Below are 20,961 nucleotides of genomic sequence, written 5' to 3' on the forward strand. Positions count from 1 at the left end.
AGGAAATCCGTGGGACAGAGAATACCGGAAAAAGAAATCGCTAACTTCCAGTTTGCCGAACTGGCGAAATACAGAAAACAGCATAAGAATAATCAACAGGCAGGTAGTCTTATAACGAGACTGCCTGCCTTCTTTTATGCCTGCAAGTGCCATTTCTCAAGGGGTGTTCAAATGAACTCTTTGAACAAGTCATACATGGGATGAACTGATACAGCATTTTGTGGATTCCTATGTTATGGAAACAGATAAGAAGGCGGTATCCGCTTTTTATGACCGTGATTATATTGCAGAAAGGCTGAAGGGGCTGGAAACTGAATTGTCTTTAGAGTGTCGAATCACTCTGAATGGAGAAGAACGATGGGTTCGCAATGTGATCATACGTGGAGAGATAGAGGATTCAGAATATGCCATGATTTTCTTGCGTGATATCACAGAGGCAAAGATAGAGAGCGCACGGCATCTGCAGATGGCAGCAGATAATGCCTCCATGGAGCTGCTGATCCAGAGTATTGTGCGTCTGGTTGACCGTTTTGTTGTCTGTGATCTGGAAAATGACAGATATGAGTTCTACAACCTGAATGGACAGATGATATATAAACCTCTGGGCTTTTATCATGATTTTCAGATGCAGGTTCTTGAAAGGTATAAGACACTGGAACCACTGGAAGCTATAGATATTCTGATAGCCCCGGATAATATTCGAAAAAAACTGAAAAGTGAAAATGATATTTATAAGTTTGAGTATTGTAGCCTGGATGAAAAGACTTATAAAATCGCTTCTTATATTCCCTTGGAATGGAAGAATGGAAAGCTGGAAAAGGTATTGCTGGCATCCATGGATGTGACACAGGAGAAGAAAGCAGAGATTGAATCCCGTCAGGCACTGAAAGAGGCTTACCGGTCCGCAGAAAATGCAAATCGTGCGAAAACAGAATTCCTTTCCAATATGTCCCATGTTTTGTTATGTTTAGATTGGTTGTATCTTATAGATGCGGCAGAGGTCGATAAGAAAGGGCGCATAAACTTATGTATATAAACTACTACGGCTATTGAATAGCCGATTTTGTTAAACTCTTTGATATCCGGCAGTTCCATTGCTGTGAGTACCGTTTTATCCCCATGGAGGCTTTCTATGTAAGTATCTACAGCATTGTGGATAGGATGGGGGAATAATCCATGTCAGGATGCAGGGATGCTGGCAGTAGATGCAGTTGGATGAGATGTTGTTTCAGCGGATATATAGCGGGTACTGATGGGTACTATGGAGCATCACATGGTATTCCTGCTGCGGATAGACCGGTTGGTATCATAAGGTGGGGAGAGCTGGAGTGCTGGTGATCTATTCCGCGGAGGTGGTAGAATGTACAGGATACCAGAAAAATATTCTGGATATCTGCCCTTTTGTTGACAATCCGCATACAAAAGGATTACACTTTCATCAATAAAAAATAAAGGAGCACCACGAAATGGAATTACAAAAGGGAAGACCTGAGAATACAGATAATCGTCTGGACAAAGAAATCCGCGTCTATGATTTTTTAGACAAGCTAGGTATTCAATATCAGCGTATTGACCATGAGGCTGCTATGACTATGGAAGCCTGTGAAGAAATTGACCGCGCCCTTGGCGACAACACCACGATCTGCAAAAATCTGTTCCTGTGCAATCGTCAGGAGACGGATTTTTATCTTCTTCTGATGCCTGGTGATAAACCGTTTAAGACAAAAGATCTCTCTGCGCAGATCCATTCCGCCAGATTATCTTTTGCCAAACCGGAATATATGGAGAAATATCTTGATATCACCCCTGGATCCGTCAGTGTACTGGGACTGATGAATGATTCTGAGAAGAAAGTACAGCTTCTTATTGATGAAGATGTCATGAAGGAGCCATACTTCGGCTGTCATCCCTGTATTAATACCTCGAGTCTCAAATTCACAACTGAAGATCTGATGCAGAAAATTATTCCAGCACTGGAGCATGAGCCTGTCACAGTGACTCTGCCGGTTCCGGAATAAGGAAAACACATAACCAAAGACACAGGAAAGCCCTCAGCCATAGATTTTGTCTATATCTGAAGGCTTTCTGAATATGGACTATTTTAAAATGCCATAATCCTGCATGAATTCCTGCTATCCTTGATACTCCAATCGCATTAGACTCACGCACTGCGTCCAGACGATTACATATGATCACTCTGGGACAGCGAACACCAAGTTCCGGTTCCGGAAATGTCGGAGAATCTTATCATAAGACCGGCCGAGAATAAAGGCTATAATACAATTATTTCGGGGGTTATATGTCTCGGGATAGTGATGCGTAAACAGTAACAAATACCTGGGAATGTTGTTCTGTAGTTGACAATGACTCTGGGAATGATATAAAATATAGAATTGAAATTCAGCGGTTGTTCTGATACTATTTTCTTGACCATATAACCTCCGACAGAACCATTCTGTTTAGAAGTCAGGTTACCGTTGTACCCGTCTGTAAGCGGTACGCCTAATTCATTTGCAACCTCGAATTTGAAACGGTCTAACGCACCTTTTGCTTCCGGTACAGCTGTCTGGTTAGAAGATTTTGTGTTTGACATATCAATTTCCTCCTTGGTTGTTGTTTTCTTTTGAAGTATTTTTGTGTTGCAATGCTAGTATATGAAGATGCAGAAATAATACACTGGAAGTTTTCGCATGGACAGGAAGAGCATGGAAACAGGAAAACTTGCATGATGACTGTAAGAAAAATATTAATAAATTATGAATTATGTATATTTTTTAAGTTTTAATTGCGTTTTATTTAGTGCTTTGTTATAATTACAGTTAGGATTGTGGATAAAAGATAAAATCCGCAAAATAAATAGGAGAAACGGAGAGGAGAAACTATGAACTTAGGTATAATCGCACATAACAGTAAAAAAGTACTGATAGAAGATTTCTGCATCGCTTATAAGAATATACTTGCCAAACATGAGGTCTATGCCACAGGTACAACCGGACGGAGAATAGAAGAAGCGACGAGCCTTCATGTGCATAAATTCCTTGCCGGCAGTATTGGTGGAGACAAGCAGTTTATGGAGATGGTAGAGCGTCAGGATCTTGATATGGTCATTCTGTTCTACAATCCGGTCATGATCGATCCTAAAGAACCGGATATCACAAGCATCGTGAGAAGATGCGACCAGTACAATATTCCTGTAGCGACAAATATTGCCACAGCAGAACTTCTTATTTTAGGGCTTGCAAGAGGAGACCTGGATTGGAGACTGAATCTGAAATGAGAGTGATCGCAGGTAAAGCCAGAAGGCTTAATTTGAAAACAATTCCGGGGATAGACACAAGACCTACTACTGACAGAATCAAAGAAACATTATTTAATATACTTCAGCCGGAGCTTTTGGAATGCCGTTTCCTGGATCTTTTTTCCGGAAGTGGCGGGATCGGAATCGAAGCTCTGAGCAGAGGGGCTTCTTATGCAGTGTTTGTGGAGAAGAATCCAAAAGCTGCTGCATGCATCAGAGAAAATCTTGCATTTACAAAACTGGCAGAAGATGGTAAACTGCTGAACATGGACGTGCTGCAGGCATTGCGTTCCCTTGAGGGAAAAGGTGTTTTTGACATTATTTTTATGGATCCCCCATATAATAATGAACTGGAAAGACAGGTGCTGGAATATCTGAAAGACAGCACAGTTGCAGATAAGAATACACTTATTATTGTGGAAGCGGATCTTCAGACGGATTTCAGTTATGTGGAATCTCTCGGTTACAGGCAGCTGCGTTCGAAAGAGTATAAAACAAATAAGCATGTATTTTTAGAACGTGCATAATTAACTATAATAATTTCAGAATGAATACATTGCTTCCTGAAATTATCATAAGATTGCTGCCTGCAGGCAGCATTCGTGTTGTTATGCATATGTGTATGTGCCAGAGGAAAGAGAGAGTAAAAATAAATGAAAATAGCAGTATATCCCGGCAGCTTTGATCCGGCTACCTATGGACATCTTGATGTGATCCGGAGAGCAGCAGTTTCTTTTGACAAAGTGATAGTGGGCGTTTTACATAATTCTTCAAAAAGTCCGTTGTTTTCTGTGCAGGAACGTGTTAATATATTAGAAAAGGCGACTCAGGACGTTCCTAATGTTGAGGTAAAACCATTTGAGGGATTGTCTGTGAATTTTGCCAGAGAGAATCACGCTCAGGTGATCATACGTGGACTTCGTGCAGTTACAGATTTTGAGTATGAGCTCCAGATGGCTCAGACCAATCGTGTACTTGCACCGGATGTAGATACTGTATTTTTGACTACAAGTCTGGAATATGCATACCTGAGTTCTACAATATTGAAGGAAGTTGCACATTTTGGAGGCGACCTGAGTAAGTTTGCACCGGCCGAGATAACGGATGCAGTTATTGAGAAGATTCGTCTTACAGCAGACAACAAATAAGTTATTGTTCACATAGAGCGTACAGTAACAGAAATAGAAAATAAGGAGTGTATATACTATGAGCAGCAGAATTGAACAGATTATCGGTGAGATTGAGGAATATGTGGACAGCTGTAAATTCCAGCCACTGTCAACTACTAAGATTGTGGTAAATAAAGAAGAAATTGAGGAACTTCTGAGAGAACTCCGCCTGAAAACTCCGGATGAGATTAAACGTTATCAGAAGATCATTAACAATAAGGACGCTATCCTTGAGGATGCTCAGACTAAGGCAGATGCACTGATCGCAGATGCACAGGCAAGAGCACAGGAACTGGTAACACAGCATGAGATTATGCAGAAAGCATATGCACAGGCAAATGATACGATCAATGCAGCTAACAAACAGGCACAGGAGATTCTGGATTCTGCAACACAGGATGCAAACAGCATTCGTCTCAGCGCGATCACCTATACAGATGATATGATGGCCAATATTGGCAGTGTGCTTAATACAACATTAGAGGATGCAGGTGTGAAATACAAAACATTTATTGATTCCCTGCAGAGCTGTCTTGATGTTGTAAACCACAATCGTCAGGAACTTGCACCTCAGACAGCACAGGCTGCAGCAATTACAGGCTCTTATCATGATAATGACGGAGCGAAAGATGATGATGACGATCTGTTAGATGATCTGGGAGAAAACTAAAAATAAATCAGTTATAAATATTATAGAAGATGAGAAAACAAGGGGCAGGAAAATTTCCTGCCCTGATTTTGTATAATGAAATGATGACAGTTCCCGGAAAGAATTTATTTTCACAGATAGGAAATCAGACAGTAAAGAATACCTGCTGTAAGGAATGTACAGATACACTTGGAAATAAAATAAGGCAGAATGCTGAGGTCATGGTGGAGAACACCTTTTGTCTGAGCAAGGATGCACAGACCGCCGGATGCGGTGGCTGCAGCGGACAAAAGTATACGAGTCATGTATGGCAGTCCGGAAACTGAAATAAGAGAAAGTCCGGAAGTAATCTCTGTAAATCCGAGCAGCAGGTATTGATAGAGAAGTGGAAAAGGCGCATAATATCTGATACATCCTGCCAGAATGGAGAACAATAGAATATATCCTCCGAGACGTGTAATGGTTTCAAAACCGTTCATTATAGAAAAATCAAGTATATTTTTTCGAGAAGAAATCTCAGGTGAAAATCCTGGGGAATCTGAGATGGTGGCATTTTGGTACACAAAAAAACGAAAGAACAGCATACATATCAGATTTGCTGAAAAAATACTCGCAAAGACCATGCCGGCAGGTACTGTATCCTTAAGACAGGACTTACAGAGATAGGTAATGATAAAGGCAGGGCTTGGATTGTTACAGAAGGTAGTGAGATAAAGAGCTTCTTTTTTGCTGATTTTATGTAATCCATACAGATCAGAGGCAAGTTTGGCTCCCAGAGGATAACCACACAGCATTCCGAGAACGAAAACATAACCACCCCAGATGCTGACACCCGGAAAAATATGAAAGAATGATTCAAATGGCAGGAGAAGTTTCCGGATATGACCGGTATGTGTAAGCATTCCTGTGAGAATGATAAATGGGAGAAGCGTTGGGATTAATGTATTCAGCCACAGAGTCATTCCGGCTCTGGCACAGGACAGACTTTCAGCAGGATGCAGCAGAAGAAAGACAAGAAGAAAACAAATACCACCGGTGAGTATGGTGTTTTTGGACATACAACAACCTCTTTGCAATTGTTTGCCATTCTTTATAAAATTTATATGGCGCAGAATGAAAATAAATGCTATAGTATTTGGGTAAAATATATCTGGAAAATTTGTCGTATATCGGGAAAACAATGGTATATTATAAGACAAATGTGTGATTTTTGGAGGTAATATAATTATGGCAGTTTTAGAGAATTGTGAACCCAAAAGAGTGTTCCATTATTTTGAGGAGATATGCAAAATTCCTCATGGCTCAGGAAATACAAAGCAGATCAGCGACTATCTGGTTCAGTTTGCAAAGGATCATGATCTGGAATATGTTCAGGATGAGATGAATAATGTGGTTATTTATAAACCGGGCACAGCGGGATACGAGAATGCTCCTGTAGTGATCATTCAGGGACATATGGATATGGTATGTGAGAAACGTCCGGATGTAGAGCATGATTTTACAAAAGACGGATTAAATCTTTCTGTAGAAGGTGACTATGTATCTGCAAACGGAACAACCCTTGGTGGTGATGACGGAATTGCTGTTGCTTATGGTCTTGCACTTCTGGAAAGTGATACAATTGCTCATCCGCCGCTTGAAGTGTTTATTACTGTAGATGAGGAAATCGGTCTTCTGGGTGCAGTTGGATTTGACTGCAGTGTATTAAAAGGAAGAAGATTTATCAATCTGGATTCTGAAGCAGAAGGAAGCCTCTGGATCAGCTGTGCAGGCGGACTTTCCGGAGTCAGCCATATTCCAGTGACAAGACTGGATGCAGAGGGAGAGAAGCTGACAGTTAAGATCAGCGGACTGATGGGCGGTCATTCCGGAGCTGAGATTGACAAGAATCGTGCAAACGCAAATTCTCTTCTCGGAAAATTTCTCCATGGTCTGGATGAGAAAACAGATTTTGAACTGATCAGTGTGCAGGGCGGACAGAAAGATAATGCCATTACAAGGGAGGCTACAGCAGAAATCCTTGTTCTTGAAGAAAATGCAGATGCTGTCAGAGAATATGCGGCTTCTGTGCAGGGAGCATGGAGAGAAGAGTATGCAGGAACTGATGAGGGTATCACAGTAACTGTTGAAGATGAGGGAAAACAGGAAGTAAGGGTTCTTCATCCCACAAGTAAAGAAAAAGTAATTTTCTTCCTTGTAAATGTACCTTATGGTGTTCAGAAAATGAGCGGAACGATCAAAGGACTGGTAGAGACTTCTACGAATATCGGTATTCTGAAGACTTCTGAGAATGAGGTAATGGGAAGTTCCAGTATCAGAAGTTCTGTGGAGACAGCCAGAGATTCCCTTTCTGACAAGATTGCCTATTTGACGGAGTTCCTTGGCGGAGAGTATGAGAGACAGGGCGTTTATCCTGCGTGGGAGTATCGCAAGGATTCACCGCTTCGTGATAAGATGGTGGAAGTATATGAGGAAATGTATGGACAGAAACCGAATGTGCTGGCAATCCATGCAGGACTTGAGTGTGGACTTTTCTATAAGAAGATGGAAGGACTTGACTGTGTGTCTCTGGGACCTGATATGAAGGATATTCATACGTCTGAAGAGGTGCTTAGTATTTCTTCTACAGAGAGAGTCTGGAAGTATCTGGTGAAAGTTCTGGAGGCTCTTAAAGAGTGATGTTGGAAGCATCCCTGTTGCGCTTTGGCGGCAGGGGTGCTTTTTTGAATGTTCTATATGTCCGGTGCTTTGCATATACTGTATCAGAATGCGGAACTAGGCATTTCTAAAAAAAACAGAAACTATTCATATTAGCGAGATATTTTTCAAAATCTATGCTATAATAACAAAATGTATGAAATGCAAGGAGCGAGTGAAAATGGAAATACAGTTATGGAGAAGCATTTTGTGCCCGTATGAACTGGCTGTGAGAGAGCTGGAAGTGAAATTCAATCACATTATTGATGAATGTAAAGAGAATGATGTTTACTGCCCGATTGAGCAGGTGGAGGGCAGGGTTAAGAGCGTGAGCAGTATTCTTGAGAAAATGCAGCGCAAGCATATTCCTATGGAGAGAATGGAAGAAGAACTGGAGGATATTGCCGGTGTTCGTATTATCTGCCAGTTTGAGGAGGATATAGAGACGGTTGCTTCCCTGATCCAGAAGAGAAGCGATATGGTTATAAAGAGTGAGAAGAATTATCTGAAGCATATTAAACAGAGTGGTTACAGAAGTTATCATCTGATTATTTATTATACAGTGGATACGATCAAAGGGCCAAAGAAGCTGCAGGCGGAGATACAGATCCGTACAATGGCTATGAACTTCTGGGCGACGATTGAGCATTCCCTGCAATATAAATATAAAGGGGATATGCCGGAGCATGTGGCAGAACGTCTGAGCAAGGCAGCAGATGCCATTAATGCTCTTGACCATGAGATGTCTTCTGTGCGGAATGAGATTATGGATGCACAGAATTCGTCACAGATGCAGTCTAATCTGGTGAAGGATATTCTGATCAACATTGAAAATCTGTACAAGATTGCAAATAAGCGGGAGATTATGAAGATTCAGGATGAGTTCCTGAGAGTATTTAAAACAAAAGATCTTCAGCAGCTGAAGCGGTTCCACAGACAGCTTGATATTATATCCGAAGGATACCGGGCACAGGCAGTGTATCATCATGTCTGATTATTATCCGGAAATGATAATTTGAAAGGTTTGCTGCAGATGTAGAACTGTGTGGCGGATGATCGTATCCGCATGACTATAATACATACGAGGAAAATATAAATGCAGGATTTTTTACCGGTAACAAAGAAAGAAATGAAACAGAGAGGGTGGGAGCAGGTAGATTTTGCCTATATTACAGGTGATGCCTACGTGGACCATCCTTCCTTTGGTACTGCGATCATCAGCAGACTGTTGGAGAGTCGTGGGTATAAAGTGGGGATCATTCCTCAGCCTGACTGGAGAAAGAAGGAGAGTATTCAAGTATTTGGAGAGCCTCGACTGGGATTTCTGGTGTCTGCGGGAAATATGGACTCTATGGTAAATCACTATACAGTCTCTAAAAAGCACAGGCAGAAAGATTCCTATTCACCGGGAGGCCAGATGGGACTTCGTCCTGACCGCGCGGTGATCGTGTACAGCAATCTGATCCGTCAGACTTATAAAAAGACACCCATTATCCTGGGTGGGATTGAAGCCAGCCTGAGACGACTGGCACATTATGATTATTGGGAGAATAAAGTAAAACACAGTGTACTCCTTGATTCCGGGGCAGATATGATTTCCTATGGAATGGGTGAGCATTCGATCATAGAGATTGCAGATGCGCTGGCGAGTGGACTGCCGGTAGAGGAACTTACCTATATTGCAGGAACTGTATTTAAGTGCAGGGATCTGTCGAGAGTTTATGATCCGATTATTCTTCCTTCTTATGAGGAAGTAAAAGTAAACAAGAAGGTTTATGCAGACAGCTTTGCCATTCAGTATCAGAATACAGATCCATTCAGCGCCAGACCAATGGTAGAATCTTATGGGACAAAGGGATATATTATACAGAATCCTCCTGCTCTGCCCCTGACACAGGAGGAAATGGATGATGTATATGCCCTGCCTTATACGGAGAAAGTTCATCCCATGTATGAGAAGCTGGGCGGAATTCCGGCACTGGAAGAAATCAAGTTCAGCCTGACAAGCAACAGAGGGTGCTTTGGCGGCTGTAATTTCTGCGCCCTGACTTTTCATCAGGGAAGAATTCTTCAGACCAGAAGTCATGAGTCTCTGATCGAAGAAGCTACCAGAATGACAAATGATCCTGAGTTCAAGGGTTATATTCACGATGTGGGTGGTCCCACAGCAGATTTCAGACAACCATCTTGTCAGAAACAGCTCACGAAAGGGGTCTGCAAGAATAAGCAGTGTCTGTTTCCCACGCCATGCAAAAACCTGACTGTAGATCATTCGGATTACGTTTCTCTGCTTCGGAAGCTGCGGAAGATCCCGGGAGTGAAGAAGGTATTCATCCGCTCCGGTGTACGCTTTGATTATGTGGTGGCAGACAGGGACAAGACTTTTTTGCGTGAACTGGTGGAACATCACGTAAGTGGGCAGTTGCGTGTGGCACCGGAACATGTGTCTGATCAGGTTCTGAAGTATATGGGAAAACCAAGTCACAGCGTCTATCAGCAGTTTCTTAAGGAATATGATGCGGCAAACAGGCAAACAGGAAAGCAGCAGTATGCTGTCCCGTATTTCATGTCCTCCCATCCGGGATGTACCATGAAAGAGGCAGTAAAACTTGCGGAATATGTCCGGGATCTTGGCTTTACCCCGGAACAGGTACAGGATTTCTATCCAACCCCGTCTACTCTTTCTACCTGTATGTACTATACGGGAATCCATCCTCTTACAGGTGAGAAGGTATATGTGCCGAAGAACCCCCATGAAAAAGCAATACAGAGAGCTTTGATGCAGTACAAGAATCCTGCAAACAGAGAACTGGTGCTGGAAGGCCTCAAAATGACCGGAAGAATGGACCTGGTAGGTTACGGCCCTAAATGTTTGATCCGGCCGCTTCGAGAGAATCATGGAGGCCAACAGCATACTCAGGGCAGTAGTCGGAATGCGAAAAACAGCAGAAATAGCAAAAATAACAAAAACAGTTCAGCATCTGCAAAGAAGAATACTATCAGAAATATACATAAGAAAAATTCCAGAGGAGGACGTAAGTGACAGAAAAGAAAAACAGAAATAAAAAACAAAGTAAAGCGAAAACATCTTCAAAAGTATCCAAAGGGAACTTCGGATATTTCAGAAGTGAAAAGAGACGCCGCCTGATCATCACTGCAATTCTTTTTGCAGTACCCTTATTCATCTTTTTTACATCCTGGTTCTATTTTAAGACAAGAATGACTGTCTGGACAGTTGTAACTGTAGTTGGCTGTCTTCCGGCATGTAAATCCATGGTGAATCTGATCATGATTCTGAAATGCAGACCAATGGATGCCGGATTATATCAGAAAATCCATGAGCATCAGGGCAGTCTGGATATGGCATATGAACTTTACATGACTTTTTATGAAAAAAGTGCCTATATTGATGCAGCAGCAGTATGTGGAAATACAGTAGTGGCTTACAGCAGTGATCCGAAAATCGATGCATCTTTCATGGAAACCAATTCCCAGAAGATCATCCGTAAAAACGGTTATAAAGTGACGGTGAAAATTTTTACAGATCTCCGTCCGTTCCTGGAACGTCTTGATTCCATGAACGATCACAGAGAAAGTCTGGAAGAAGGAATCAAATTTACCCCGGACGAAAAATATCCGGATCTTTCCAGAAACGAACTGATCCGACAGACCATTCTGGCATTGTGTCTGTAGTCGCCGGAATTCAATTACAAAATATATCTATAGCAATGTGTTATTTCGGAGTTTGGTATAATTATACAGGAACAATTAAATATGAAAGAATTTATTATAGAAGAAAATGAAGCGGGCCAGCGCTTTGATAAATATCTGGCCAAGCTTCTCAGAGAAGCACCTAAAAGTTTTTTTTACAAAATGCTTCGCAAAAAGAACATCACTCTAAATGGAAAGAAAGCCACAGGAAACGAAAAACTTCTCAAAGGCGACACCATCAAACTGTTTCTGAGTGATGAAACTTTCGATAAATTTGCAGGAAGCAGTCAGGCAGCAAGAGCATACTGCGAACTGGATATTGTTTACGAGGATCCTGATATCATTATCATCAATAAACCGGCAGGGATGCTTTCACAGCCGGCAGATGACGGGGAACCGTCCCTTGTAGAATATCTGACCGGCTACCTTTTAAAGAAAGGTGATCTTACAGAAGAACAGCTCAAAACCTTCAGACCTTCTGTATGTAACCGACTTGACCGTAATACCAGCGGAATGGTCTGTGCAGGTAAAAGCCTTGCCGGTCTGCAGTTTCTGTCCAGGATATTCCACGACAGAACACTTCACAAATACTATATCTGCCTCACAAAAGGCAAAATAGAAAAACCGGATCATATCAGGGGTTATCTGCACAAAGATAAAAAAACAAACAAAGTAATCGTAAGCAGACAGGAATTCAAAGATTCCCTGCCGATTGAAACGAAATATTGTCCTCTTGGCAGCAACGGAAAAATAACTCTTCTGGAAGTTGAGCTGATCACAGGCCGTACTCACCAGATTCGTGCTCACCTTGCAGGAACAGGACATCCATTGCTTGGAGACACCAAATACGGAGATTCTGAATTTAATAAGCAATACATCCGCCATGGAGTCAGGCATCAGCTTCTCCATGCATACAGGTTAGTAATTCCGGAGACAGACCAGACCTTTGTGGCGCCGGCACCGGAGCTTTTCTGTAAAATCATCAAAGAGGAAAATCTTGAGGAGGCTTATCATGAGAATCTGGAAAGAAATATGGGATTACGCAAAAATGATCATCATAGTAGTAGTGATCGTAACGCTTGTGAATAGCGTAGTACTGATCAATGCCAAAATTCCTTCCGAATCAATGGAAAAAACCATTATGACAGGAGACCGTATTTTCGGATTCCGCCTTGCATATGGACTCAATCTGGATTTCTTCGGACATGAAATATCAAAAAAAATAAAAGATCCGGAACGCTTTGACATTATTATTTTCAAATACCCGGATGACGAAAGCAAGCTTTTCATCAAACGAGTCATCGGACTTCCGGGAGAAAAAGTACAGATTAAGGACGGCAAAGTCTATATCAATGATTCAGAGATTCCTCTGGATGACAGTTTCGTTCCGGAAAAACCAAGGGGCAGCTTTGGCCCGTATGAAGTTCCCGAAAACAGCTATTTCGTCCTGGGTGATAACCGCAATCATTCCAAAGACTCCCGTTGCTGGAAAAGCACCAGTTTTGTGACCTTTGATGAGATTGTCGGAAAGGCAGTTATCAGGTATTATCCGTCGGTAAAATTATTGAAGTAGAAAATAAAATTTACGGAGAAATAAAGTGGCAACATGGAACAGCAGAGGTTTGCGGGGATCCACTCTGGAGGATCTTGTAAATCGTACAAATGAACAATACAGAGAAAAGGGACTGGCACTTATCCAGAAAATTCCCACTCCGATCACACCTGTCCGTATGGATAAGGAAAACCGTCATATTACGCTGGCATATTTCGAGCAACGAAGCACTGTAGACTATATCGGAGCAGTACAGGGCATCCCTGTCTGCTTTGATGCCAAAGAATGTGCGGCGGATACTTTTCCGCTTGCGAATATCCATCCTCATCAGGTGGAATTTATGCAGGCATTTGAAAAGCAGGGAGGGGTGGCTTTTTTTCTTATATTCTACAGCCATGAAAACCAGTTCTATTACCTTACACTGCGCAGTCTCCTTACTTTCTGGAACCGGATGCAGGAAGGCGGCCGCAAGAGCTTTCGGCGCGAAGAGCTGGAGCCTCAGTACTATTTGAATAAAAAAAGCGGGTTTCTTGTGCCCTTTCTGGATGGGATTCAGATTGATCTTGATGAGAGGGAATAGAAGAGGGACGCGCAGAAATTTATTTTATTTCCGGTGCGGTTTCGGCATCTAAGAGTTTCTAAGGCAAAAAAAATCTGCTAAAAGCATGAGCCGTCTTCTCAAACTCGCTCCGTCGCCGACTTCGCTCAGACAGTGAAACAGCCGGCTCATAACGCAGATTTTTTTTGCCTAAGAAACTCTAGAGTGTGTCTGAAAAATCATTCCCGCAATCTGCACGCCCCACTTTGCGGGATATTTCACCCGAATTCAGTTGCCGTAGCCCGCTACGGCGCCCTCATCCGGGCAAAATATTCCACAAATTGTGACGCACATCTTGCAGAAAGCCTTTTTCAGACACGCTCTAAGATACCTGCAAATGCACCGGAAATAAAATAAATTTCTGCGCTGTGTATTGGCAGTAACCATGAAGAAATCAACTGGCTGGCATACTATAGCAAGCCTCTTATAATGTATATTGATTCAGTTCATCAGAGCGTAAAATCCTGCGTCAGATATCCTTGATGTGCGTCAGCACGCCTGTAGGTATCTGCCTTGTCTTTCGCACTCGGCTGAACTGTCTTAAATGCATTAGTTAATAGACTTGCTATAGCCGTCATAATCTTCCACATTGCGAAAACCAGCTCGGAAACATATTGTATTTGAGGTGCATTTGCAGGTGTCTTAGAGATTCTTAGTTTTCAGGAAATCTGCGTTATGAGAAGAAAAGCCCCTTGTCTGAGCGACAGCGAGTAATTCCGGGCTTTTCTTCTCATGGTTTTAGCAGATTTCCTGAAGACTTAGAAGCTCTTAGATACCGAAACCGCACCTCAAATACAATATGTTTCTGAGCGTCCCTCTAAACATATAATAATAACATTAACTGTACTTGACATTTTTCTAAAAAACAATTATAATTCTATCTAGTTTCACATTACTTTAGTAGCACGTTACTGTACTAAAGCGAAATCGGCAAAGTAATAACAACCACAATACATAACCAAGAGGAGGACCACCCATGCAGCGTATTTTCCACACCCCTGAAGGTGTAAGAGACATCTACAACGGCGAATGCAGCCAGAAAAGAAAGGTACAGGAGAAAATCCATCGCGTCTTCCACCAGTATGGCTATGAAGACATAGAAACCCCGACATTCGAATACTTTGAAGTATTCAGCCGCGAAGTAGGAACCATCCCATCCAAAGAACTTTATAAATTCTTTGACAGAGAAGGCAATACCCTGGTACTCAGACCTGACTTCACCCCGTCTGTATCCAGAGCCTGTGCAACCTACTTTTCCCCGGACAAAGAACCTGTAAGCCTCTGCTACACAGGAAACACGTTTATTAATAACACCAGCTACAGAGGACATCTCAAAGAAACCACACAGATGGGAGTAGAACGGATCGGTGATGAATCCGCAGATGCAGATGCAGAACTTCTTGCCATGACAGTGGAATGCCTTCTGGCAGCAGGCCTTACAGAATTTCAGGTCAGTGTCGGACAGGTAGATTACTTCAAATCCTTATTAAAAGAAGCCGAACTCGGTCCGGAAGCAGAAGAACGTCTTCGTGTTTTGATCTCGCAGAAAAATTCTTTCGGAGTAGAAGAGTTTGTAGAAGAACAGAAACTCAAAGACAGTATGCAGAAAGCCTTTACTGAAATCCCACAGATGTTTGGTTCAGAAGAAGTCTTAAAGAAAGCCAGAAGTCTGACAAACAACGCCTGCGCACTGGAGGCAGTTTCCAGACTAGAAGAAATCTATGAGATTATGAAAAACTACGGATATGAAAAGTATATCTCTTTCGATTTTGGAATGCTTAGTAAATATCAGTACTATACAGGTATCATTTTTCAGGCATACACCTATGGAACCGGCGAGCCAATGATCAAGGGCGGTCGTTACAATGGCCTGATGAAACACTTCGGTAAACCGGCGGCCTCTATCGGATTTGCGATTGAAGTAGACAATCTTCTTCTTGCACTTTCCAGCCAGAAACTGCTCTCTGAGAAAGAAGAGAAGCCGGAAGTGATCGAATATGAGCCACAGGATCGTGCACAGGCGATCAAAGAAGCACAGAAACTTCGCGCAGAAGGCAAATGTGTGGCATTACGTTTGAAAAAGGAGGCCAGATAAGCCATGAGATACCTGACAGTTGCCCTGACCAAAGGCAGACTTGCCAACAAAACAATGGAAATGTTTGAGAAAGCAGGAATCACCTGCGAAGAAATGAAAGATAAAGATTCCCGTAAACTGATCTTTACAAATGAAGAATTAAAAATGAAATTCTTCCTTGCAAAAGGTCCGGATGTTCCTACCTATGTAGAGTATGGCGCGGCAGATATCGGAATTGTGGGAAAGGATACGATCCTGGAGGAAGGCCGTAAGCTTTATGAAGTGATGGACCTTGGATTTGGAAAATGTAAGATGTGTGTCTGTGGACCGGAGAGTGCCAGAGAAGTTCTGGAGAACAACCAGCTGATCCGTGTGGCGACTAAATATCCAAATATTGCCAAAGATTACTTCTTTAACAGAAAACATCAGACAGTAGATCTGATTAAATTAAATGGTTCTATTGAACTGGCACCCATCGTTGGTCTGTCTGAAGTGATCGTAGATATTGTGGAGACTGGAAGTACACTGAAGGAAAACGGGCTGAAAGTGCTAGAAGAGGTCTGCCCGCTGTCTGCCAGAATGGTAGTCAATCAGGTGAGCATGAAGATGGAAAATGAGAGAATCCGTAAACTTATTGAAGACTTAAGAAGAGTTCTTCAGGAGGAGATGTAAAGATGCGTACAGTAAAATTAACAAAAGAATCAACAAAGGATATTCTTGAGAATCTGCTGAAAAGAAGCCCGAATAACTATGGGAAATTTGAATCCACAGTAGCTCAGATCCTTGATAAAGTAAAAAATGAAGGGGACGCAGCCCTTTTTGCCTATACAAAAGAATTTGACAAAGCTGATGTGACAAAAGAGACTATCCGCGTCACAGATGCAGAAATTGAAGAGGCTTATGCGCAGATTGATCCTGCACTTCTTGGAGTGATCCGCAAAGCTCTGGTCAATATCCGTCAGTATCATGAAAAACAGATCCAGAACAGCTGGTTTACAAGCACAACAGATGGAACTATGCTTGGACAGAAAGTAACACCGTTAAATCGTGTGGGTGTCTATGTACCCGGTGGAAAAGCAGTTTATCCGTCTTCTGTACTGATGAATATTGTACCTGCGAAAGTGGCAGGAGTCCCGCATATTGTTATGACAACACCGCCCGGAAAGGATGGCAAAGTATGCGCTTCCACACTGGTAGCAGCCAAAGAAGCAGGAGCAGATGAGATTTATAAGGTGGGTGGTGCACAGGCGATCGGTGCCCTTGCTTTCGGAACAGAGAGTATTCCGAAGGTAGACAAGATCGTAGGTCCCGGAAACATTTTCGTAGCTCTTGCAAAGAAAGCAGTATATGGCTATGTAAGCATTGACTCCATTGCAGGACCGAGTGAGATCCTTGTTCTTGCAGATGAGACAGCTAATCCGCATTTTGTGGCAGCTGACCTTCTTTCCCAGGCAGAGCATGATGAACTGGCATGTGCTATCCTGATCACTACAAGTGAGGAATTTGCGAAGAAAGTAGATGAAGAAGTAAAAGGTTTCGTGGAGGTCCTTTCCAGAAAAGAAATCATTCAGAAGTCTCTTGATAACTTTGGATACATTCTGATCGCAGAGGATATGGACGAGGCGATTGAGGCAGCCAATGAAATCGCTCCGGAACATATGGAGATCGTGACAGCCAATCCCTTTGAAGATATGATGAAAGTGAAGAATGCAGGTGCGATCTTTATCGGAGAGTACAGTTCCGAGCCACTGGGAGATTATTTTGCAGGTCCGAACCATGTACTTCCTACAAACGGAACAGCCAAATTTTTCTCAGCCCTTTCCGTAGATGATTTCATCAAGAAATCAAGTATTGTATATTACTCAAAATCCGCACTGCGTAATATACACAAAGATATCATTCAGTTTGCAACTTCTGAGCAGCTTACTGCACATGCAAATTCTATTGCAGTTCGTTTTGAGGATGAAGATAAAGAATAATGGTAAGGCTTTGAATCTGAAATCTGCTATAATGTAAACTGTAGTTTGCGCATTAAAACAATGGATTCAGAGTGTTTGAAAATAAGTAAGACAGAGAGGACTTAACCATGGCAAGAGAAGCCTCAGCAGAAAGAAATACAAAAGAAACAGAAATCAAATTAAAAATAAATCTGGATGGAACCGGATATTCTGATATTGAGACAGGTGTGGGATTTTTTAACCATATGCTGGATGGATTTACCCGTCATGGGCTCTTTGATCTCAGTGTCAGAGTCCATGGTGATCTTCAGGTGGATGACCATCACACCATCGAGGATACAGGAATTGTTCTGGGAACTGCATTAAAAGAAGCAATTGGTGACAAAAAGGGGATTAAGCGCTATGGAAGCTGCATCCTTCCCATGGATGAATCCCTGGTGCTCTGTGCGATCGATCTGTCCGGAAGACCTTACTTTGTATGGGATGCAGAGTTTACCACAGACAGGATCGGTGACATGTCCACGGAAATGGTAAAAGAGTTCTTCTATGCCATTTCCTATGCCTGTGGCATGAATCTTCATATCAGGGTTCTGGCAGGTGGGAATAATCACCATGTAGCAGAAGCAATGTTCAAAAGTTTTGCCAAAGCACTGGACGCAGCCACATCCTATGATCCAAGAATCACAGATGTTCTGTCTACCAAGGGCAGTTTGTAAAATTTGAAAATTTACGAAATGATTTATGGCAATCAATAAATTAGATGGAGACAGAAAATGGAAAATACAGTGAATTTAAAAAGCAGTATTGCATGGTCTGATTTTAAATTAAACAGTGATGAAATGGTACCTGTTATAGCCCAGGATTATCAGACAAACGAAGTGCTGATGCTGGCGTATATGAATGAAGAAGCATTTAATACCACTCTTGAAACAGGTAAAATGACTTACTGGAGCAGAAGCCGCAATGAACTCTGGACGAAGGGACTCACATCCGGACATCTTCAGTTTGTAAAATCCCTTACACTGGATTGCGACAATGATACGATCCTTGCTAAAGTAGAGCAGATCGGTGCAGCCTGCCATACCGGAAACAGAACCTGTTTTTTCAAAACCCTGACAGAAGTGTAATGAATAACGCGATAATATACAAGCCAAAATTCCATTGCCGCAGGCAATCTGGAATGAATTTTGGCTACGTTACTGTGAACGGAGTGAACAGTAACACTAATGCCAAACATTAGAGGAAAATATACACGAATTGTATTGACATTTTTGGTAAAATGTGATAAAAAAAGAATATCCGAATTAAATATGTGCAATGTTATAACGCAAAGGTTGCATCGCGCTTGATGCGCAAAAGAGAATCCGGTGAGAATCCGGAGCGATACCGTCACTGTGTATGGGAGCTGCTTTTCAGAAACCACTGGGAAACCGGGAAGGGAGAAACAGCGATGATCGAAGTCAGGAGAACTGCCTTGGCGTAGAATTTAAGGTCTGCGGTATACAGAACCTGTATTCTCATAACGATACATAGCTCTTTTATTAAATGAATCAGACAGAATCGGAAATTACAGATATATCTGGTACATATAAACCATGTATTTATGGGAAAGCGGTAGCTGCAGAATATGCAGTTGCTTTTTTTGTGCATACAATTGTCCGGAAATACGAGAAATAAAAGAGGAAAAACGAAATGAAAAGAAAATCCATGTTAGCCTTATTACTGGCAGTATCCATGACCTGTTCCATGACAGCAGCAACAGGTACAGTTGCTTTTGCATCTGATGATGCAGCAACAGAAGAGGCTGCAGATGACACAGAAGCAACTGCAGACGATGCAGATGCAGCAGATACAGAGGAAGCATCTGATGATACAACAGAAGCTTCTGATGATGATCAGAAAGCCGCAGACGAAGTTGGTGCCCTGATCGATAAGATTTATGTTCAGGAAAGAACAGACACAACTGACGAAGACTGCAAAGCAGCAAAAGAAGCATGGGACAAACTTACAGATGCTCAGAAAGAACTGGTAACAGGTGAAGAAGCAAGCCCTGAATACTTTGGACGTGACACAGGTGATGCTTCCAAAGATGATCCTCGTAACCAGGATGAGATTGGTGAGAATGAACTTCTTGTAGTAAGTTTTGGTACATCCTTCAACGACAGCCGTGCAGAGGATATCAAAGGAATCGAGGATGCCCTTGCAAAAGCATATCCGGACTGGTCAGTAAGACGTGCATTTACAGCACAGATCATCATCAACCATGTACAGGCAAGAGATGATGAAGTAATCGATAATATGCAGCAGGCTCTTGACCGTGCAGTAGCTAACGGTGTTAAGAATCTTGTTGTACAGCCGACACATCTGATGCATGGTGCAGAATATGATGAAATGACAGAGGCAATTGATGGATACAAAGACAAATTTGAATCTGTTGCAATTGCAGAGCCAATGCTCGGTGAAGTTGGTGATGATGCTACAGTGATCAATGATGACAAGAAAGCAGTTGCTCAGGCAATCACAGATGAAGCTTGCAAGGAAGCTGGATTTGATGATATGAAAGCAGCAGCAGATGCAGGCACAGCATTTGTATTCATGGGACATGGTACATCCCATACAGCTAACGTAACCTATGACCAGATGCAGACACAGATGGATGATCTTGGATTCACAAACGCTTTCATCGGAACTGTAGAGGGAGAACCGGAAGACACAGCATGTGACAAGGTTATCGAGAAAGTAAAAGAAGCAGGATTCAAGAATGTAATCCTTCGTCCTCTGATGGTTGTTGCCGGAGACCACGCTAACAATGATATGGCTGGTGATGATGCAGATTCCTGGAAATCTCAGTTTGAGGCATCCGGTGATTTCGACAGTGTTGACTGTCAGATCGCAGGTCTTGGAAGAATCGCAGCAGTAGAAGATCTGTATGTGGCTCATACAAAAGCAGCAATTGATTCTCTTGGAGCATCTGACGATGCAGCAGCAGAAGATACTGATGCCAAAGCAACAGATGACAGTGCAGACGATGCACAGGCAGACGATGCACAGGCAGATGACGCAGCTGAGACAACAGCTGATACTGCAGAGGCTGACGCTGAATAAAAAATATTGTTCAAACAAGATAAACTGCCCGGAGAACTTGCAAAAGTTTCCGGGCAGATATATTATATGATAAGAAAAAAAGAAGTCATAGCAATTCCATAAAATACTGCAAACAGTTCGCACGTTTCTGTTCATTCCGTTCACAGTAAC

The 20,961-nt window shown here is 42.3% G+C and carries 18 protein-coding genes, 5 pseudogenes and 1 riboswitch; of the genes and pseudogenes, 20 read left to right on the forward strand and 3 right to left on the reverse strand.

Features of this window, described 5'->3' with window-relative positions; translation table 11 throughout:
* Positions 1 to 187: 187 nt before the first annotated feature.
* Both LJE09_RS01520 and LJE09_RS01525 read left to right on the forward strand, forming a co-directional pair.
* Positions 188 to 1,036 (forward strand): annotated as a pseudogene (locus tag LJE09_RS01520) (ABC-three component system middle component 6); the annotation flags it as partial.
* A gap of 430 nt (positions 1,037 to 1,466) precedes the next feature.
* Entirely contained in the window at positions 1,467 to 2,018 is a 552-nt protein-coding gene (locus tag LJE09_RS01525) for a prolyl-tRNA synthetase associated domain-containing protein (RefSeq protein ID WP_173679595.1), read from the forward strand.
* 389 nt (positions 2,019 to 2,407) lie between these two features.
* Here LJE09_RS01525 and LJE09_RS18640 read toward each other — a convergent pair.
* Positions 2,408 to 2,593 (reverse strand): annotated as a pseudogene (locus tag LJE09_RS18640) (small, acid-soluble spore protein, alpha/beta type); the annotation flags it as partial.
* Positions 2,594 to 2,881: 288 nt separating this feature from the next.
* Between LJE09_RS18640 and LJE09_RS01535 the strand changes: the two are divergent.
* From LJE09_RS01535 to LJE09_RS01550, 4 genes are all read left to right on the forward strand, one after another.
* Positions 2,882 to 3,277: a methylglyoxal synthase gene (locus LJE09_RS01535; RefSeq protein ID WP_008702973.1), complete on the forward strand. Its 396-nt coding sequence runs from the start codon at positions 2,882 to 2,884 to the stop codon at positions 3,275 to 3,277.
* The gene (gene rsmD, locus LJE09_RS01540; protein ID WP_020993877.1) at positions 3,274 to 3,825 is read left to right on the forward strand and encodes a 16S rRNA (guanine(966)-N(2))-methyltransferase RsmD; all 552 of its coding nucleotides are present in this window, start codon (positions 3,274 to 3,276) and stop codon (positions 3,823 to 3,825) included. Before LJE09_RS01535 ends, rsmD begins: the two co-directional genes overlap by 4 nt.
* Positions 3,826 to 3,951: 126 nt before the next feature.
* Entirely contained in the window at positions 3,952 to 4,446 is a 495-nt protein-coding gene (gene coaD / locus LJE09_RS01545; RefSeq protein ID WP_055058006.1) for a pantetheine-phosphate adenylyltransferase, read from the forward strand.
* Positions 4,447 to 4,504: 58 nt separating this feature from the next.
* On the forward strand, positions 4,505 to 5,137 hold the full coding sequence (locus LJE09_RS01550) for a hypothetical protein (protein ID WP_008702979.1): 633 nt from the start codon (positions 4,505 to 4,507) through the stop codon (positions 5,135 to 5,137).
* A gap of 110 nt (positions 5,138 to 5,247) precedes the next feature.
* On the opposite strand, the gene LJE09_RS01555 is transcribed toward LJE09_RS01550, so the two are convergent.
* Positions 5,248 to 6,174 (reverse strand): hypothetical protein, encoded by a 927-nt coding sequence (locus LJE09_RS01555; protein WP_025576988.1) that lies wholly within the window; start codon positions 6,172 to 6,174, stop codon positions 5,248 to 5,250.
* 169 nt (positions 6,175 to 6,343) lie between these two features.
* On the opposite strand from LJE09_RS01555, the gene LJE09_RS01560 reads away from it, so the two are divergent.
* The 7 genes from LJE09_RS01560 to LJE09_RS01590 all read left to right on the forward strand — a co-directional run bounded on the left by LJE09_RS01560 (position 6,344) and on the right by LJE09_RS01590 (position 13,656).
* A complete protein-coding gene (locus LJE09_RS01560; protein WP_227310927.1) occupies positions 6,344 to 7,795 on the forward strand; it encodes an aminoacyl-histidine dipeptidase in 1,452 nt (483 codons plus the stop codon).
* Between the two features lie 199 nt (positions 7,796 to 7,994).
* Positions 7,995 to 8,807: a GTP pyrophosphokinase gene (locus LJE09_RS01565; RefSeq protein ID WP_025576989.1), complete on the forward strand. Its 813-nt coding sequence runs from the start codon at positions 7,995 to 7,997 to the stop codon at positions 8,805 to 8,807.
* A 102-nt stretch (positions 8,808 to 8,909) separates the two neighbouring features.
* Positions 8,910 to 10,856: a YgiQ family radical SAM protein gene (locus LJE09_RS01570; RefSeq protein ID WP_008702983.1), complete on the forward strand. Its 1,947-nt coding sequence runs from the start codon at positions 8,910 to 8,912 to the stop codon at positions 10,854 to 10,856.
* Positions 10,853 to 11,506 carry a hypothetical protein gene (locus LJE09_RS01575; protein WP_008702984.1) on the forward strand — a complete coding sequence of 218 codons (654 nt, stop codon included), beginning with the start codon at positions 10,853 to 10,855 and terminating at the stop codon, positions 11,504 to 11,506. The genes LJE09_RS01570 and LJE09_RS01575 overlap by 4 nt, the downstream gene beginning before the upstream one ends.
* A gap of 81 nt (positions 11,507 to 11,587) precedes the next feature.
* Positions 11,588 to 12,613 carry an RluA family pseudouridine synthase gene (locus LJE09_RS01580; protein WP_055058009.1) on the forward strand — a complete coding sequence of 342 codons (1,026 nt, stop codon included), beginning with the start codon at positions 11,588 to 11,590 and terminating at the stop codon, positions 12,611 to 12,613.
* Positions 12,537 to 13,097 carry a signal peptidase I gene (gene lepB / locus LJE09_RS01585; RefSeq protein ID WP_178687778.1) on the forward strand — a complete coding sequence of 187 codons (561 nt, stop codon included), beginning with the start codon at positions 12,537 to 12,539 and terminating at the stop codon, positions 13,095 to 13,097. Before LJE09_RS01580 ends, lepB begins: the two co-directional genes overlap by 77 nt.
* Before the next feature lie 25 nt (positions 13,098 to 13,122).
* On the forward strand, positions 13,123 to 13,656 hold the full coding sequence (locus tag LJE09_RS01590) for a Holliday junction resolvase RecU (RefSeq protein WP_008702988.1): 534 nt from the start codon (positions 13,123 to 13,125) through the stop codon (positions 13,654 to 13,656).
* Positions 13,657 to 13,824: 168 nt separating this feature from the next.
* Here LJE09_RS01590 and LJE09_RS18645 read toward each other — a convergent pair.
* Positions 13,825 to 13,956, reverse strand: a pseudogene (locus LJE09_RS18645) (DUF6783 domain-containing protein).
* Here LJE09_RS18645 and LJE09_RS18650 point away from each other — a divergent pair.
* The 7 genes and pseudogenes from LJE09_RS18650 to LJE09_RS01620 form a co-directional block, all read left to right on the forward strand.
* Positions 13,906 to 14,031: pseudogene (locus LJE09_RS18650) on the forward strand (DUF6783 domain-containing protein); the annotation flags it as partial. The pseudogenes LJE09_RS18645 and LJE09_RS18650 sit on opposite strands and share 51 nt — an antisense overlap.
* 619 nt (positions 14,032 to 14,650) lie before the next feature.
* On the forward strand, positions 14,651 to 15,769 hold the full coding sequence (gene hisZ / locus LJE09_RS01595; RefSeq protein ID WP_118341748.1) for an ATP phosphoribosyltransferase regulatory subunit: 1,119 nt from the start codon (positions 14,651 to 14,653) through the stop codon (positions 15,767 to 15,769).
* A gap of 3 nt (positions 15,770 to 15,772) precedes the next feature.
* The gene (gene hisG, locus LJE09_RS01600) at positions 15,773 to 16,420 is read left to right on the forward strand and encodes an ATP phosphoribosyltransferase (RefSeq protein WP_008702990.1); all 648 of its coding nucleotides are present in this window, start codon (positions 15,773 to 15,775) and stop codon (positions 16,418 to 16,420) included.
* Between the two features lie 2 nt (positions 16,421 to 16,422).
* Positions 16,423 to 17,727, forward strand: coding sequence for a histidinol dehydrogenase (gene hisD / locus LJE09_RS01605; protein ID WP_008702991.1), 1,305 nt, complete (start codon positions 16,423 to 16,425; stop codon positions 17,725 to 17,727).
* A 107-nt stretch (positions 17,728 to 17,834) separates the two neighbouring features.
* Positions 17,835 to 18,422, forward strand: a complete 588-nt coding sequence (hisB, locus tag LJE09_RS01610) for an imidazoleglycerol-phosphate dehydratase HisB (protein ID WP_008702993.1) — start codon at positions 17,835 to 17,837, stop codon at positions 18,420 to 18,422.
* A gap of 78 nt (positions 18,423 to 18,500) precedes the next feature.
* Positions 18,501 to 18,827: pseudogene (hisI, locus tag LJE09_RS01615) on the forward strand (phosphoribosyl-AMP cyclohydrolase); the annotation flags it as partial.
* A 193-nt stretch (positions 18,828 to 19,020) separates the two neighbouring features.
* Positions 19,021 to 19,197, forward strand: a riboswitch (cobalamin riboswitch).
* Positions 19,198 to 19,398: 201 nt separating this feature from the next.
* Positions 19,399 to 20,811: a sirohydrochlorin cobaltochelatase gene (locus LJE09_RS01620; RefSeq protein ID WP_227310928.1), complete on the forward strand. Its 1,413-nt coding sequence runs from the start codon at positions 19,399 to 19,401 to the stop codon at positions 20,809 to 20,811.
* Positions 20,812 to 20,961: the final 150 nt, after the last annotated feature.

Source organism: Blautia sp. DFI.3.45, from assembly GCF_020593505.1.
Lineage (GTDB): Bacteria > Bacillota > Clostridia > Lachnospirales > Lachnospiraceae > Blautia_A > Blautia_A wexlerae.

What these genes read in the sequence shown, in the direction of transcription:
- LJE09_RS01525 (WP_173679595.1), top strand. Translation starts at nt 1,467, where the DNA reads ATGGAATTACAAAAGGGAAGACCTGAGAATACAGATAATCGTCTGGAC.
- LJE09_RS01535 (WP_008702973.1), top strand. Translation starts at nt 2,882, where the DNA reads ATGAACTTAGGTATAATCGCACATAACAGTAAAAAAGTACTGATAGAA.
- rsmD (WP_020993877.1), top strand. Translation starts at nt 3,274, where the DNA reads ATGAGAGTGATCGCAGGTAAAGCCAGAAGGCTTAATTTGAAAACAATT.
- coaD (WP_055058006.1), top strand. Translation starts at nt 3,952, where the DNA reads ATGAAAATAGCAGTATATCCCGGCAGCTTTGATCCGGCTACCTATGGA.
- LJE09_RS01550 (WP_008702979.1), top strand. Translation starts at nt 4,505, where the DNA reads ATGAGCAGCAGAATTGAACAGATTATCGGTGAGATTGAGGAATATGTG.
- LJE09_RS01555 (WP_025576988.1), bottom strand. Translation starts at nt 6,174, where the DNA reads ATGTCCAAAAACACCATACTCACCGGTGGTATTTGTTTTCTTCTTGTC.
- LJE09_RS01560 (WP_227310927.1), top strand. Translation starts at nt 6,344, where the DNA reads ATGGCAGTTTTAGAGAATTGTGAACCCAAAAGAGTGTTCCATTATTTT.
- LJE09_RS01565 (WP_025576989.1), top strand. Translation starts at nt 7,995, where the DNA reads ATGGAAATACAGTTATGGAGAAGCATTTTGTGCCCGTATGAACTGGCT.
- LJE09_RS01570 (WP_008702983.1), top strand. Translation starts at nt 8,910, where the DNA reads ATGCAGGATTTTTTACCGGTAACAAAGAAAGAAATGAAACAGAGAGGG.
- LJE09_RS01580 (WP_055058009.1), top strand. Translation starts at nt 11,588, where the DNA reads ATGAAAGAATTTATTATAGAAGAAAATGAAGCGGGCCAGCGCTTTGAT.
- lepB (WP_178687778.1), top strand. Translation starts at nt 12,537, where the DNA reads ATGAGAATCTGGAAAGAAATATGGGATTACGCAAAAATGATCATCATA.
- hisZ (WP_118341748.1), top strand. Translation starts at nt 14,651, where the DNA reads ATGCAGCGTATTTTCCACACCCCTGAAGGTGTAAGAGACATCTACAAC.
- hisG (WP_008702990.1), top strand. Translation starts at nt 15,773, where the DNA reads ATGAGATACCTGACAGTTGCCCTGACCAAAGGCAGACTTGCCAACAAA.
- hisD (WP_008702991.1), top strand. Translation starts at nt 16,423, where the DNA reads ATGCGTACAGTAAAATTAACAAAAGAATCAACAAAGGATATTCTTGAG.
- hisB (WP_008702993.1), top strand. Translation starts at nt 17,835, where the DNA reads ATGGCAAGAGAAGCCTCAGCAGAAAGAAATACAAAAGAAACAGAAATC.
- LJE09_RS01620 (WP_227310928.1), top strand. Translation starts at nt 19,399, where the DNA reads ATGAAAAGAAAATCCATGTTAGCCTTATTACTGGCAGTATCCATGACC.